Source organism: Parageobacillus thermoglucosidasius (genome assembly GCF_001295365.1).
Taxonomy (GTDB): domain Bacteria; phylum Bacillota; class Bacilli; order Bacillales; family Anoxybacillaceae; genus Parageobacillus; species Parageobacillus thermoglucosidasius.
Map to the genome: position 1 here is coordinate 2,103,233 of NZ_CP012712.1, position 15,173 is coordinate 2,118,405.

The 15,173-nt window shown below is 45.3% G+C and carries 10 protein-coding genes and 1 pseudogene; 8 read left to right on the forward strand and 3 right to left on the reverse strand.

The annotated features are described in order from the left end of the window. Window positions 1-274: 274 nt before the first annotated feature. The 5 genes and pseudogenes from AOT13_RS10395 to AOT13_RS10415 all read left to right on the forward strand — a co-directional run bounded on the left by AOT13_RS10395 (window position 275) and on the right by AOT13_RS10415 (window position 8,611). Window positions 275-588, forward strand: a pseudogene (locus AOT13_RS10395) (phosphatase PAP2 family protein). Window positions 589-991: 403 nt separating this feature from the next. Then, on the forward strand, window positions 992-3,106 hold the full coding sequence (locus AOT13_RS10400; RefSeq protein ID WP_003251331.1) for a GDYXXLXY domain-containing protein: 2,115 nt from the start codon (window positions 992-994) through the stop codon (window positions 3,104-3,106). 396 nt (window positions 3,107-3,502) lie between these two features. Next, window positions 3,503-5,221 (forward strand): serine hydrolase domain-containing protein, encoded by a 1,719-nt coding sequence (locus AOT13_RS10405; protein ID WP_042385082.1) that lies wholly within the window; start codon window positions 3,503-3,505, stop codon window positions 5,219-5,221. 18 nt (window positions 5,222-5,239) lie between these two features. After that, window positions 5,240-7,336 carry a beta-N-acetylhexosaminidase gene (gene nagZ, locus AOT13_RS10410; RefSeq protein ID WP_042385085.1) on the forward strand — a complete coding sequence of 699 codons (2,097 nt, stop codon included), beginning with the start codon at window positions 5,240-5,242 and terminating at the stop codon, window positions 7,334-7,336. 15 nt (window positions 7,337-7,351) lie between these two features. Then, window positions 7,352-8,611: an exo-beta-N-acetylmuramidase NamZ family protein gene (locus tag AOT13_RS10415; RefSeq protein ID WP_042385086.1), complete on the forward strand. Its 1,260-nt coding sequence runs from the start codon at window positions 7,352-7,354 to the stop codon at window positions 8,609-8,611. A gap of 485 nt (window positions 8,612-9,096) precedes the next feature. Here the strand turns inward: AOT13_RS10415 and AOT13_RS10420 are convergent, their stop codons facing one another. Together AOT13_RS10420 and AOT13_RS10425 are read right to left on the reverse strand one after the other, a co-directional pair. Continuing rightward, window positions 9,097-9,972, reverse strand: coding sequence for a fructosamine kinase family protein (locus AOT13_RS10420; RefSeq protein ID WP_042385131.1), 876 nt, complete (start codon window positions 9,970-9,972; stop codon window positions 9,097-9,099). Beyond that, window positions 9,972-10,697 carry an NAD-dependent deacylase gene (locus AOT13_RS10425; protein WP_003251321.1) on the reverse strand — a complete coding sequence of 242 codons (726 nt, stop codon included), beginning with the start codon at window positions 10,695-10,697 and terminating at the stop codon, window positions 9,972-9,974. The genes AOT13_RS10420 and AOT13_RS10425 overlap by 1 nt, the downstream gene beginning before the upstream one ends. 159 nt (window positions 10,698-10,856) lie before the next feature. Here AOT13_RS10425 and AOT13_RS10430 point away from each other — a divergent pair, with 159 nt between their 5' ends. Then, window positions 10,857-11,411, forward strand: coding sequence for a DJ-1/PfpI family protein (locus AOT13_RS10430; protein ID WP_013401107.1), 555 nt, complete (start codon window positions 10,857-10,859; stop codon window positions 11,409-11,411). A 75-nt stretch (window positions 11,412-11,486) separates the two neighbouring features. On the opposite strand, the gene AOT13_RS10435 is transcribed toward AOT13_RS10430, so the two are convergent. After that, the gene (locus AOT13_RS10435; protein ID WP_042385091.1) at window positions 11,487-12,383 is read right to left on the reverse strand and encodes a DMT family transporter; all 897 of its coding nucleotides are present in this window, start codon (window positions 12,381-12,383) and stop codon (window positions 11,487-11,489) included. A gap of 252 nt (window positions 12,384-12,635) precedes the next feature. Here AOT13_RS10435 and AOT13_RS10440 point away from each other — a divergent pair, with 252 nt between their 5' ends. Both AOT13_RS10440 and AOT13_RS10445 read left to right on the forward strand, forming a co-directional pair. Further along, the gene (locus tag AOT13_RS10440) at window positions 12,636-12,866 is read left to right on the forward strand and encodes a hypothetical protein (RefSeq protein WP_042385094.1); all 231 of its coding nucleotides are present in this window, start codon (window positions 12,636-12,638) and stop codon (window positions 12,864-12,866) included. Between the two features lie 392 nt (window positions 12,867-13,258). Beyond that, window positions 13,259-14,695, forward strand: coding sequence for an NAD-dependent malic enzyme (locus AOT13_RS10445; protein WP_003251312.1), 1,437 nt, complete (start codon window positions 13,259-13,261; stop codon window positions 14,693-14,695). Window positions 14,696-15,173: the final 478 nt, after the last annotated feature.

Sequence of the window (15,173 nt, forward strand, 5' to 3'; positions counted from 1 at the left end):
GGAATCGGAAGGGAGCGGGCGGCAAACTTTCGGACTGGGGAACACGAAAGTCATAAGACGCTGGATATTATGGAAAAGTCTGCGCACCAAAACAAATCTCTTGTTGCCGAAGGTGATGCTAAGTTAACGAAACGGATGTTGGAAACGATCCATTTTAATTTCGTACTAAAAGCAAGGAGGAACATGAATATGAACAAACGTCTCCTATCCGTACCTGCACTTGTTTTTTCCTTTTTCTTTCTATATGGGATGCGGTTACGGGCTGAACACGTTCATTAAGGACCTTGTCGGACGGGAGCGGCCGCCGCTTGCGCAAGGGGTGCAGGGATTTAGCTTTCCGAGCGGCCACGCGATGGTCGGAAGCATTTATTTGTTGTTAATCGCATACTTTCTAAGCAAAGAGACAAAGAAGGCCTCACAACGTTGGGTGATTTTTTTCATTTTCGGCCGCTATTGACAGGGCTTAGCTGTTTAAGCCTTCAAGTTCATTATCCTTCTGACGTTTTGGCAGGGTTTTTGTTAGGAATTGCTTATCTCTCCGTTTGCATTTCTGTTTACCAATTTTTTTATAGTAGAGCAGTTTCGTGAGAACAAGGGTGGTCATTAAGCATGATTGATTTGACAACTTATTGTTGATTTTCTTTGTTATGTTTGTGAATGAAAGATTAGTCAAGGAGCCCCCATCTCGAAAACCACGGACAGATGGGGGAGGAAAATGTTGTCGGCGTGAGCAAGCAAGCGGGGAGTTTAATCGTGTGTGGGAACGTATATTTTAGTATGAAGTTTTGTTTCCGTATAGTAAAATGGAAAGCAAAGAAGTACCGCCTCCAACATCATCTTCAGCGATCACATTTTCTCTCGCTTTTTTGAACGAATTTCCCTGATTGGCACCGGAGGATAAAAGGTCTGGTTGTTTTCCGTCTTGACTTTCTTTCTCCTGCATAAAAATGAAAATGGAGAGATAGGATTTGTCTTGTAAGGGGGTGAAAGGATGGCAATACGTTTAGTAAAAACAGGATATTTATTAGGGATAGCGTTGATATTGGCTGGCATTATTTATTTTTTTGCCTCTAATTGGCAGGGTGTGGATCGTTTGACAAAGACAGGATTAAGCATCGGGTTAATGGGATTATTTTACGGGTCGGGCGCGGTTTTTGCCTATGTCATGAAACGCCATGATTTTTTAGGCAGATGGCTGTTTGTCTGTGGGGCGTTGGCGTTTGGCATTACGCTCGCCTTGATTGGGCAGATTTATAATTCCCATGCCGACAGCTATTGGCTGTTTATCATTTGGCTCGTTCCGACGGTTGTTTTTGCATGGATCACAAAGTATGAAGCGTTTTCGGTCATCAGTGTCGTGCTGCTGGAATTGGCATGTTGGTTTTATTATTTTCCGTCTTCCTATCGCATTGAATGGAGCGAATGGCAGTCGTTTTTTCTGCTGGTACTGTTTGCCGTCATTAATGGAACTATATGGATTGTTAGGCGCACTTCTCTTGTTGCCTATCTTGCGTATGCAGCGATGCACGGCTGGTTGTTTATCATGAATGTGACAGGATTTATGTATGCCCGTGATGCGTGGTGGCCGTATGTGTATGCCCTGTTGTTTATAGGATTCTTTTATTACTTTTTCACCGTGGCGAAAAGACGGTCGTATGTGCTATTGACGAGTTTATTTGCGGGAGCGTTTTTGATTGTCCAATATTTCCGCGTGATTGGCGAGCATTTTGCGGAAGGGTTTCTGCTTGGCGGGCTTGTGCTCGCGGCGGCCATCGTCTATGGAAGTGTGTTTTTATTAAAACGGGCAAAGCATATGTCGAGCGGGGGGACAAAAGGACGGGTTTTTCTTCTTGCTTTTCAAATCATTGTCACATTTGTCGCTTCGCTGATTGCGGTTGCGAGCATTATGGGGCTTCTTGCAATATGGGTGGAATCGTTTTCGATGCACTTGTTGTTTGCGATATCGGTAATGGGATTTGTCGTTCCAGCGATGTGGGGAAAGAATTGGAATCCGACGGTGCGATACACGTTGCTCACCATCGGCTACGGCCTCGGAGCCATGACAACATGGGAAATATCGATGATTTTGCTTACTGTCTATAGCATTGCTCTTTTTATTTGCTATGTGCTATCTGCTGACACGGGAATACGCGCGCTTACAAATATTGCCTTGTCTCTATATTCGGCAATTATCATCTATCATTGGACGGATGAAGGACGTCTTGCTTTGTTGGTTGTCGCCATATTGAACATATGTTTATATTTATTTCACAAACGGAAGAGCGGATCCCGCCTGTTGCCGCTGGCATTAGGATTAGGAGCATTTCTTTTATTAACAAGCATGGATTTTTTTCAATTGGATGTTTGGTATGTACTTGCCAATCTATTGTTTGCGGTTACGATCATCGCACTTCTTTTTACCATGACGATTCATCATGCGCGCTATGAACAGTTGATTGTCTGGAGTTATTTTTGGCTGTTTCTTTTCTTTAAATATTACGAATTTGCTTGGGATTTGTTAGATAAATCGGTTAGTCTGTTGCTTGCGGGACTGTTGTTTTTTATCGGAACAGCAGTGTTGGAAAAGAAAAAAGAGGTGCCCCGCACCAGCGGCACTCACGAGTTATATCGAAAATGGGCGCCTTTGTTGGCTGTCATAGCAGCACAAACGATATTTGCTGGTTATGTCGTATGGGATAAGGAACAACATTTGCGCCACGGCGAAGTAGTGAAACTTGAATTAGAACCAGTCGATCCGCGTTCCTTGCTGCAAGGAGACTATGTTCGTCTTCGTTATGATATTTCCACGGTTCCGCATATAGACGGACGCGGCAAAGTGCAGGTCATCTTGCGGAAGGATCATGATGGCGTGCATCGATTTATACATGTTTATTCGATGAACGGGAAAAAACAAGAAGGATACGTTCGTCAAGAAGGGGATGTGTTATTAAACGGAACACTTTATGGAAATACGATTATTTACGGCATCGAATCTTATTTTATCCCAGAAGGTGTGGGAATGAATTGGCAAGAACGGGCACGCTTTGCTTATGTGCGTGTGAGTGAGGAAGGAGATGCGTTGTTGGAGGATATTCGGGAACGGTAAGGGTGCTTTGGGCAAAGAAAACGAATAATGATGCAACGATCGTGTGCAGAAGATGAATGAATAAAAAGGATGATTTCAAGAGTTATTTTTCGTTTTGAAATCATCTTTTTTTGTTATTGATAAAAAAGCACTAACATGCCGACTTCTTCTGTTTATTTGCTTAACTTAAGTATGCCATTGCTATTAGAAAAGAAAAAATTATGAAAAATGTCCTATGGTAAACGGGAGAAAAGTGGTATATACAACTATACCATAAATTGCTATGCTATTATCAAAAATGAAAACCCTTCCAAACATCTCTGCTTCCACGTTTATCCCTTCTTTCTTTGCCTCAAGACAATACGCCAGAAGAATGTGTTTTTCCGTTCGTTATTTTGCTGAAAAGGAGGCCTGCTTATGAGCAATCGGTTTGTTTCCGTTGTTTTATTGTCTGTAATGTTAAGTTCAGCCATCTTTTTTTCGCCTCCGTCCGTTTTAGCAACATCCCATGAACACCCATCTACCGCGATGGAACAAATCGAAAGGAAAGGGGACAAAACAACTCAGTCCAAAATGCAAACGCCTTTTTCTTGGGATCGTCCAGGCCCCGTTTTTGCCGTTATACACCTTGGATCGCCTAAAGCGGCTGGCATGAGGGAAGAACCTTTGCGGAAAATCGACCAAGTAATCGAACAGGCGATGCGTGACCATGTTATCCCAGGGGCAGTTGTTTATATTGTTCGGAGAGGAATCATTGTCAAACATGAGGCGTATGGATACGCAAAGCGATATGAAGACGATGCGTTTACCGAATCCAAACAGCCGATACCGATGCGGGAAGATACTATTTTCGATGTAGCTTCCATCAGCAAGCTGTTTACGGCGACGGCGGCGATGAAACTTTATGAGCAAGGAAAAATTTTGTTAGATGACCCTGTTGCCAAATACATTCCTGAGTTTGCGCAAAATGGAAAAGAAAAGGTGACAATCCGGCAGCTGATGACCCATACTTCCGGGCTTGCGGCGTGGATTCCGTTGTATCAAATGGGAGCCAATCGCGAAGAGCGTTTGCAAATCGTGTTTGCCCAGCCGCTTGAACACCCGCCGGGAACAACGTATACATACAGTGATTTGAACATGATAACATTAGGAGCGCTGGTGGAGCGGCTGTCCGGTTTGCGCCTTGATCAATTTGTGTATAAATATATTACGAAACCACTTGGCATGAATGATACAATGTATAATCCTTCCCCGCAATTAAAGACGAGAATTGCCGCTGTGGAATATCAGCCGTGGACCGGAAGAGGGCTTGTCTGGGGGGAAGTCCACGATGAAAACGCATGGGCGCTGGATGGGGTGGCCGGTCATGCGGGAGTGTTTTCGACGGCTCACGATTTAGCCATTTTTGCTTCGATGTTTTTACAAAACGGGAAGTATGGTGGCAAGCGCATCTTGCAGCCTGAAACCGTCCGGCTATTAACGGAAAACCAAATTCCGCAATTCCCTGGCAATGATCATGGGCTGGGATGGGAACTTGCGCAAGGGTGGTACATGGATGCGCTGTCGGAAAGTACGACGCTTGGGCATACTGGGTATACAGGCACATCGATAGTCGTAAGCCCGAATAATCATGTGATTGCTATTTTATTGACGAATCGTGTGCATCCAACGCGGAATACCGTGTCGACAAATCCGCTGCGCAGACAAATTGCCCGTTTAACGGCCGATGCGATCCCAGTGGCAATACCTGGTAAAAAACGAGCCTGGTTCGCAGGGTATGGTGACGGGTTGAACGCGGTGCTATCGGCAAATGTATCATTAAACGCACAAGCAACATTAACGTTTGATACGTGGTATCGAATTGAACCGAACGCTGATTTTGGGGTGGTGGAAGTGTCGCAAGACGGCATTCATTGGACGCAAGCCGGAGAATTATTGACAGGCAGCAGCGGGAATTGGGCGACAAAGACCGTGACAATTCCGGCACATACTGTCTCGATTCGTTTTCGCTATCATACCGATGCTTCTGTCAACGGGCGTGGCTGGTATGTAACGAATATTTGTCTTATGGATGAGAGCGGCAAGAAAAGAAAGGCAATATGGGAGAGCAGCGAGTGGGAACAGCGTTCATTTTGATATAGAGGAGGAGAAAGGATGTTGTCATTTTATAAAAAAATAACTGTTATTTTGGTAGCAGTGGTGATGCTCTTCGTTCCATGGACTTCGCCGCAAGCGCATACAGAAAAATCGAAGCCCGACTTGATCATTTATCAAAACATTCCTGAAGTAGATGTAAAAGTCAATGGAAATACGATTTCGTTGCGGGCGCTTCATGTTCATCGGGAAGGATATTTCACCGAAGTAACAGAAGGGCTAAGGTGGAAGTCATCCAATAAAAAGGTAGCTACCGTTGATGATCATGGTGTTGTTACTTTCTTCGGAAAAAACGGAAGAACGTTGATTACAGTGACAGATGGGGCACGGAAAGACCGGATCGATTTTGCTGTCAAAACTGCTCCGGCAGCGGACAAAAACAGCAAACAGAACGTGAAAGTGGCCGTTGGCAAAGAAAAGGGAAGCCGTTATGATATCATTCAAAAAGCGATAAATGGCTTAACGTTGGAAGAAAAAATCGGGCAAATGCTGATGCCGGATTTCCGCAATTTCGCTGGAAAGCCTGTCACTGCCATGCTTCCGGAAATCAAAGAACTGGTACAAACATATCACATTGGCGGTGTCATTTTATTCCGTGAAAATGTAGTGACGACGGAGCAAACGGCAAAGCTCGTCGCGGACTATCAGCAGGCAGCGGAAAAGTTCGGTTTGCTTATGTCGATAGACCAGGAAGGCGGCGTCGTGACGCGGCTGCAGTCAGGGACAAATATGCCAGGGAATATGGCGCTGGGGGCAGCGCGTTCCGAACAACTTGCTTACAAAGTAGGGCATGCGATTGGCGAGGAATTATATGCGCTAGGCATTAACATGAATTTAGCACCTGTTTTGGATGTCAACAATAATCCGGACAATCCGGTGATCGGCGTTCGTTCGTTTGGCGAAAATCCAGAGCTTGTCGCGGAGCTAGGGATGTCTTATATCAAAGGATTGCAAGACAGTGGGGTTGCTGCTACCGCCAAGCATTTCCCAGGACATGGAGATACCGCTGTCGATTCCCACCTTGGCCTGCCGGAAGTGCCGCACGACCGCGACCGTCTCCAAAAAGTCGAATTGTATCCGTTTCAAAAAGCGATGGAAGGGGGAATTGACGCGATTATGACTGCCCATGTCACGTTCCCGAAAGTCGATGATACAAAGGTGATTTCGCAACAAGACGGAACGGAAATTTCGCTTCCTGCTACTTTGTCGTATAAAGTGCTGACCGAGTTAATGCGCGAAGAAATGGGCTTTAATGGCGTCATTATTACCGATGCAATGAATATGAAGGCGATTAGCGATCATTTTGGGCCAGTGGATGCGGCGGTAAGAGCGGTTCAAGCCGGTGCTGATATCGTGCTCATGCCGCTGGGGCTGGAAGAAGTGGCAAACGGATTAAAGAAAGCAGTGCAAAACGGTGACATTTCGCAAAAACGCATCAACGCCTCCGTAAAACGAATATTAACGCTAAAAGTGAAACGCGGCATTTTCAAGCAAGAAACACCGCCTGATACGCAAAAAATCATCAACCAGGCTTTGCGCGTTGTCGGTTCGAAGGAGCATAAACAAGTTGAAGCTGAAGCAGCGGCAAAATCGATTACACTTGTGAAAAATGACAATGTATTACCGCTTCAAGCAAATGAAGTGAACAACCTTGTTATTGTGGGAAATACGATGATGGAATCATTAGAGAAAGCAGTACGGACCTATGTTCCAAACGCAACTGTCATCCAAGTGGCGGCTCTTTTAGATGAGGCGCAGCTGCAAAAAGTGAAAGAAGCAGACGCGGTCATTGTTGGCACGTATACTGCGGACGTCTCAGGAAGATTGCCATCGAGCCCGCAAATGAAAATGGTGCAGCAAATCATCGACAGCACCGAAGCTCCTGTTATCGCAATCGGGATTCGCAATCCGTATGATGTGATGTCCTATCCGAATGTGGATGCCTACATTGCGCAGTACGGTTTTCAGCAGGCAAGTTTCCAAGCGGCGGTAGATGCAATTTTCGGAGTAAATACACCGACTGGCAAACTTCCGGTAACGATTCCAAGTTACGATGGCGGCGTGTTGTACGAATACGGCCATGGTCTCACTTACTAAAAAGGGGGCAATTTCATGCGAAACCGATGGTGGATGGTTTGTCTGGCAGTGATCTTGGGGTTGTCGCTGTTTACGGGTGTATTGGCAAAAGGCCCGTCAGAAGAGAAAAGGAATCAAAAACTAGAGCTTGGCATAGAAGTGCTATTAAAGGAGAAGAAGTACTTAATTAAAGGAAAACGGGTTGGGCTCATTACCAATCCGACAGGTGTTGACCAACGCCTAAACAGTGTGGTGGATCTCTTTTACAATGACCCTGACGTCCAGCTTGTCGCTTTATACGGCCCGGAACACGGGGTGCGCGGCAGTGCGCAAGCCGGCGAATATGTTCCTTTTTATATCGATGAAAAAACGGGGCTTCCGGTATATAGCTTATACGGACCAACGAAAAAGCCAACACCGGAAATGTTAAAAGGAGTGGATGTGCTTCTTTTTGATATTCAAGATGTCGGCACCCGCTTCTATACGTACATTTATACGATGGCTTACGCAATGGAAGCGGCGAAGGAAAACAACATTCCATTTATCGTTTTAGACCGTCCGAATCCGTTGGGCGGCACCAAAGTAGAAGGACCTGTGCTCGATCCCAAGTATTCATCGTTTGTCGGCATGTATCCGATTCCGTTGCGCCATGGGATGACAGTTGGCGAATTAGCCTTATTATTTAACAAAGAGTTTGGCATCGGCGCTGATGTGACGGTCGTGAAAATGAAAGGATGGAAGCGTTCCATGGATTACGATGATACAGGGCTGCAATGGGTATTGCCGTCACCGAATATGCCGACGCTTGATACGGCGTTTGTGTATCCGGGCGCGGCGCTTTTCGAAGGCACGAATGTATCAGAAGGCAGGGGAACGACAAAACCGTTTGAGCTTATTGGCGCCCCGTTTATTGACAGTGTAGAATTAGCGGAGAAACTTAATGCCTTGCATCTGCCAGGGGTTATTTTCCGCCCGGCAAGCTTTACGCCGACTTTTTCCAAATACAGCGGAAAGCTGGCACACGGTGTGCAAATTCACGTGACCAACCGCCAAGCGTTCAAGCCGGTGGAAACAGGGCTAGCTATGGTGAAAACAATTCACGATATATATCCAGACCAATTTGCTTTTAGCAATGAAAACAGCCAAGGCATTTCCTATTTTGATCAATTGATTGGAAACGGCTGGGTGCGCCAGGCAATAGCAGACGGAATGACAGTCGGCGAAATGAAACAAAAATGGGAGAAAGATATCGAAGCATTTATGAAGATCAGAAAGAAATACTTGCTTTACTGGTGAGTGATGTTCCGGTTTTTTACTTATGTTTTTTTTTGGCAATGGTGAAGGGGCTTCTAGTCCTGACCGCTAACGTGATGTAACTATAGCTTGCGATGAAGACAGAACTCATTCTGTTTCAGAGTGGGTTTTGTTGTTTACGATAGTTAAATTAGTTTTTCCAATGATCCATCCAAGCTACTGAACTTAAATGGAATGTTGCACAATAGTAACAGCTTGATTTATGCATTCTGGAGAGGCGGTATTCCAGATGACAGAGAAACAGGAAGTAATGACATGTTCTTGGGCTAGTGCAAGATGGTGCCAGCGTGTAGATAACAAGGGGGTAGAAAGGATGGACACCCATTGCCAGCCATATGATGTCCTGAACAAACTAGCAAGCAGGCGTTGCATATCATTCATCTGGGAGAGATGTTCTAGGAGGAGAAATATGCTACATCCTTTCCCGGTTTAACAGGGAAAGGATGTTTGTGGTTTTGGGAAAAAAGTTAGTTTCTTCCAACGTACCACTGCAAAACGCAATCAACTGCACCGCCATACGATTCTCCAAATAAATTCAAATGCACAAGCAAATAGAAAAGCTGATACAATTGTTTCCGTTCGTGATAGTCGGAAGAAAGCGGCATCAGTTCATTGTACGCTTCGTAAAAGCGGCTAGGGAAACCGCCAAACAGTTCGGTAAAGGCGATTTCAAATTCATAATGTCCGTAAAATACGGCAGGATCAATCAAGTACGGAACGCCGCTGGTGCCGGCAATCCAGTTTCCGCCCCAAAGGTCGCCGTGCAATAAAGACGGAGAGCAATCTTTCGGCAGCCAGCGTTCTAAAGAGGAAAGCAGCTTTTCAAGCTTATTGCGCCGCTGTAAAGGCATTCGCCCTTTTTGTTCCGCTAATTCGATTTGTGGAAGCAGGCGGCATTCCCGAAAGTAATCGACCCAGTTTTTGTACCATCCGTTTTTTTGCGGCAGCAGCCCAATATAGTTATCTTCGGCAAATCCGAACGAAGAACCGTAGCATTGATGAAGGCGGGCGATGGCGTGACCAAGTTGTTCAACCGTTTTCTTCGTTTCTTTTCCTTCAATCCATTCTAGAATTAAAAACCCATAATCGTTTGTTTCTTTCACTCCGTAAACACGGGGAACGCGGATGGCGCCTGCGCTGCGCAGCGTCTCAAGCCCCGTCTTTTCGCATTCGAAAAAACGCGGGGGAGGAAAGCGGCGAATTTTAATAAAGTAGTGCTGTTTGCCGCTTAGGACGGAAAAAGAATCGTTGATGTCCCCGCCATGTATGCGGCGATATTGTTGGATAGGAGTCGAGTCGCCAATATGTTGCAAAGCTTCTCGTAAGATCGTTTCTGCACTCATCATTCGCCACTCTCCTTCAGTTCGTGATGAATCTCGCGAAGAACGTCGCCGATTTTCCGGTTATGAATGACGATATCGGCAATGTCATCTAATTCAGTCACCTCCCAATTTACAATGACGATTTTCGCGCCGTTCCGTTTGGCAATGACCGGCAGCTGATTTGCGGGTGAAACTTGAAGCGAAGAACCAAGCACGATCAATAAATCGGATTTTTGCGCCGCCTGCCACGCTTTTTCAATAGCGTCTTCCGGGAGCATCTCTCCAAACAGGACAACGGAAGGGCGCAAAAAACCGCCGCATTCGCAATGGAGGCGGTTGTGAAGATATACTTCGCTGTCTTGGGTGTTGCCACACCGCTGACAACGGACCGTCCGCAGTGAGCCGTGCAGTTCAATGACATGGCGGCTGCCCGCTTGCTGGTGAAAGCCATCCACATTTTGCGTGATAATCTGTTTAATCCACCCGCGATGTTCCCAGTCGGCCAAAATGGCATGCCCTTCATGTGGTTTGCACGACCGGAGGGTACGGATGCGGTATTGATAAAATTCGACAAACGATTGCCGTTGATGCTCAAGTGCGTAGGTGCTCGCTAATTGTTGTGGATTAAAGCGGTTCCATAGCCCTGTTTTAGCGGAACGGAAGTCAGGGAGCCCGCTTTCTGTCGACATACCTGCCCCGGTTAGGACAACGGCATGGCGGGCGGATGAAAGCCATGATGAAATCATGCATTTTCTCTCCTTTGCCCGTCATTTTTGTCATTTTTTATTTTATTATAAAAATGAATAATTTTCTTATTTTGGATTTCGGCAAGCATTTCGCTTTCCCTTTTTTTCCTCTTTCGTTATGATAAAGGGGAAAAGAAAAATAGGCAAGGAGGCATGATGATGAGCAAAAAAGTGTTAATTGTAACAGGAGATGCCGTTGAAGCGCTGGAAGTGTTTTATCCATATTATCGTTTATTAGAAGAAGGACATGATGTCACAATTGCTGCACCTAAGAAAAAGAAATTACAGACAGTGGTGCATGATTTTACTGGCTGGGATACGTTCGAGGAAAAACAAGCATACCTTCTCGAGGCGCATGCGGCATTTGCCGATATCGACCCAACGCAATATGATGCCATTGTCATTCCGGGAGGACGCGCGCCGGAATATATTCGTCTTGATGCAGACCTGCAACGCATTGTCAGACATTTCTTTGAAGCGAACAAACCGATCGCTGCGATCTGCCATGCGTCGCTCATTTTTGAAACGATGCCGGATCTGTTGAAAGGCCGCAGCTTGACTGCTTACATCGCTTGCAAGCCAGGCGTAGAAGTGCTAGGGGCAACATATGTGTCGGACAGCACGGTACATGTTGACGAAAACCTTGTTTCTGCTCATGCGTGGCCGGATCTTCCTGGCTTTATGCGCGAATTTCTCCGTTTGCTTCAAAAATAATTGTGCAAATCCCCTCAAGGCAGCTTGAGGGGATTTGTATTAACATGGTTGCGGTTTTGGCGATGAAGTTCTTATTTAGGACTTGCTCCCTTTTACTGCAGGTGCTTCCGTGTTTCGGATGTTGGTTGCCAAATAAACCCCAATCAATACGAAGGCGCCGCCGATCAGTTGTGACGCGGAAATCTCTCCTCCTAACAAAAACGTGATCATTGCGGTGAAAACGGCGATTAAGTTTAAATAAATGCCTGCATAGCTAGGGCCAACTTTTTTAACAGATATGTTCCAAAATAAAAACGAAAAAATGGATGGAAACAAACAAATGTAGATGATGCCAATCCACCCTTTCCCGCTTAACCCAGTGAGCGGCAACGGCTGCAAAAAAAGAAATGGAAACAATAAAAGGATGCTGAAAAATGCTGAGCAAGTCGTCGCAGTTATCGGAGGAACCGATAATTTTTTTCCGATAATCGAATAAAGGGCCCACACTATCCCTGCCAATAACATCATCAAATCACCGCGGTTATAGCTCGTTTGAAAAATCCACTCTAAATGCCCGTTGGTTAAAATAAACAAAACACCGATGAGCGAAATGACAAAGCCGGCCGCATTGATAAACGTCATGCGCTCTTTTAAAAGAAAAAACGACAAAATGACGATAATCGCCGGATTCAATGAGTTAACGATCGCCGCGTTCATCGGCGACGTATATTCCAACGCTCCGTAAAGAAACAAGTTATAGCCAATAATGCCAAGAACACCGGCGATGCTTAATGGCAACCAAAATTGCTTCATGATTTCTCTGTAACGCGGCCGTTCCAAAAGATAAGAGATAGGAAGAAGAAATAAAAACGCGACGACCCAACGAATGAACGTAAGCCATAAAGGACTGATCTCTTCAATAATGTATTTTCCAAATATGTAATTACCTGCCCAAAATAAGTTGGCGAGCACTAAAAAAATTTTTTCTCTCATCTCCATCTCTCCTATCTTGTCTCGGACAATTCGTCTCTCAGCCAGTGAGCGTGAATCGCCGAAAGCAGCATGATTGTTTGGACAATTCTCGGCTGTTTTTTTGCATATTTATATAATAAAAAAGATTTTAATAGTGTGAAATGTGAAATTTTTTATTATAATAATACGAAACAGGTGTAATAATATTATGATAAATGTATTCGGCATATTAGTAAATGAATAAAGGAAGTGATGGCGGCATAAAAAGTATACTTGGATTATGCATTGCCCGGTTTGTTTTTGGCGGAAAAACCATTGCAAGAAACGGCTGAAGAAAAAGACGGACAAATAGAACGGATGCCGTTTGAGTGCGGCTGTGCCGGAACGAAACGTTTCGTCCGGGAGGCGATCAGCAGTATGTATTCTGGAGGGAGCGGAACAAAAATGGGACTTCCGGTCATAATGCTTAGCGGTTTGCCCAGCCATATACTCATTTTGCGTTAACAAGATACACTCACCGCATGTTTATGGTCTTTTTTCAAGAAAACGGGGCATTGGCGATATCTAGGGAAATCGGATAGGGTTTGCCTAAGTAGGGTCCGGGGATAAGAAACCTATCAGCGTACATGCGTACATTGAAACATGCATAGCACACACATTGCCGCTGCTGTGCCAGCTGGTGATACAGTTCTTACTCGGTGCGCTTGAAAGCAGCATAAGGTCATCGAAGACAACATGAGGAAACTGACCTCCAGTGATTTTGAAAAAGAAACGCCTTAAGGAATCAACGGATGCTGCCGCTGTGTTAAGGATTGTCTTTTTTTCCATTATTGAGATAATATGTGTACCGTGGAGATTTTAGGTATATAAAAAATATAAGAGAAAGGTAGATGGTGATGGCATTACCGAGTGGCGCAACGATGAACATTACGATTCGTCTTCAATTTGAAAAAGATAGCGTCACATTCAGCGATATCGCCGCTGCAATCGGAAAAGCGGGCGGAGATATTGTCGGGATTGACGTTATTTCATCAAGCAAAGTACATACCGTGCGCGATATCACCGTTAGCGCGTTGGATACAAAACAATGCGATTTAATTATTGAAGCGCTGAAAAAAATCCGGGGCGTTAAAATCATTAACGTATCAGACCGCACGTTTTTAATGCATATCGGCGGAAAAATTGAAACGAGCTCAAAAATTCCAGTAAAGACGCGCGATGACTTATCGCGGGTTTATACGCCGGGGGTGGCGCGGGTATGCACGGCCATTGCGGAAGATTCGCGAAAAGCGTATTCTTTGACAATTAAACGCAATACGGTGGCGGTAGTTTCCGATGGCACGGCTGTTCTTGGGCTTGGCGATATCGGGCCGTACGCAGCGATGCCGGTGATGGAAGGAAAAGCGATGCTGTTTAAGCAATTCGCGGGTGTCGACGCGTTCCCGATTTGCTTGGATACAAAAGATACAGAAGAGATTGTCCAAATTGTGAAAGCGATTGCGCCGGCGTTCGGCGGCATTAACTTGGAAGATATTTCGGCGCCGCGCTGCTTTGAAATTGAAAAACGGTTAAAAGAAGAATTAGATATTCCCGTATTTCATGACGACCAGCACGGAACGGCGGTCGTGCTGCTCGCAGGCCTATTAAACGCATTAAAAATTGTTGATAAAAAACTGGAAGACATTAAAGTTGTTTTAACGGGAATCGGCGCTGCTGGAATCGCCTGCACGAAGATTTTGCTGGCAGCCGGTGTGCGCAATATCATCGGTGTCGACCGCCACGGCGCGATACATCGCGGCGAAACGTACGATAACCCGTACTGGCAGGAGTACGCGCAAATCACCAACCCAGATAACGAAAAAGGAAGCTTGTCCGATGTCATCGCTGGTGCGGATGTATTTATCGGCGTTTCCGCTCCGGGCATTTTGCAGGTGGAAGATGTGAAAAAAATGGCGCGCGACCCAATCGTGTTTGCAATGGCCAACCCAGTGCCGGAAATCGATCCGGAACTTGCGGAGCCGTATGTCCGCGTGATGGCGACAGGACGCTCCGACTATCCGAACCAAATTAACAACGTCCTTTGCTTCCCTGGCATTTTCCGTGGCGCGCTCGATTGCCGGGCAAAAGAAATTAACGAAGAGATGAAACTCGCCGCCGCGAAAGCAATCGCTTCTGTCGTAACGGAAGACGAGCTAAACGAAACGTATATCGTTCCAAGCGTGTTTAACAACAAAGTAGTGGAACGAGTAAGACAGGCGGTCATTGAAGCAGCATACCGCACCGGCGTGGCGCGGAAAGATAACATTCCTTTAGGGGGATATTCTGGAGAATAAAAACAAAGGTTGTCGTTTGGACAAGACTGTTAACAAATGAGGGTGTCCCAAAAGTGTTCACTTTTGGGACACTTTTTTGCCAAAAGAAGGAAACCATTCCTTATGTTTATGTCAAGAAAACGGATACGTTAAACAGGGAAAGAATAACTGTACCTATGCATCTACCGGATTGTTGGCAAAATGAGTTTCAGACATTTGTCTGAAGCTGCCTTATTCATATAATATCATCCTCCGTTCTTTTGGAAAGTTTAACAATACCAACTAACAGACAAATCATGCTTGCCCCCCCATAATGCTCCTGCCTCACCTAGAAGAAGGGAAATTTCTTCTGATGCCATCGGATGATTAATATCAAAAGAATTGCTTTTAATGCCAAATATACTGCAATAGAGAGCGATGCAAAATGGGCGAAGATCCAGAGGAATGCTGCACTTTTTGTTCTATTCTTCCTCCAAAGGAAAATTATCGTAATAATTGC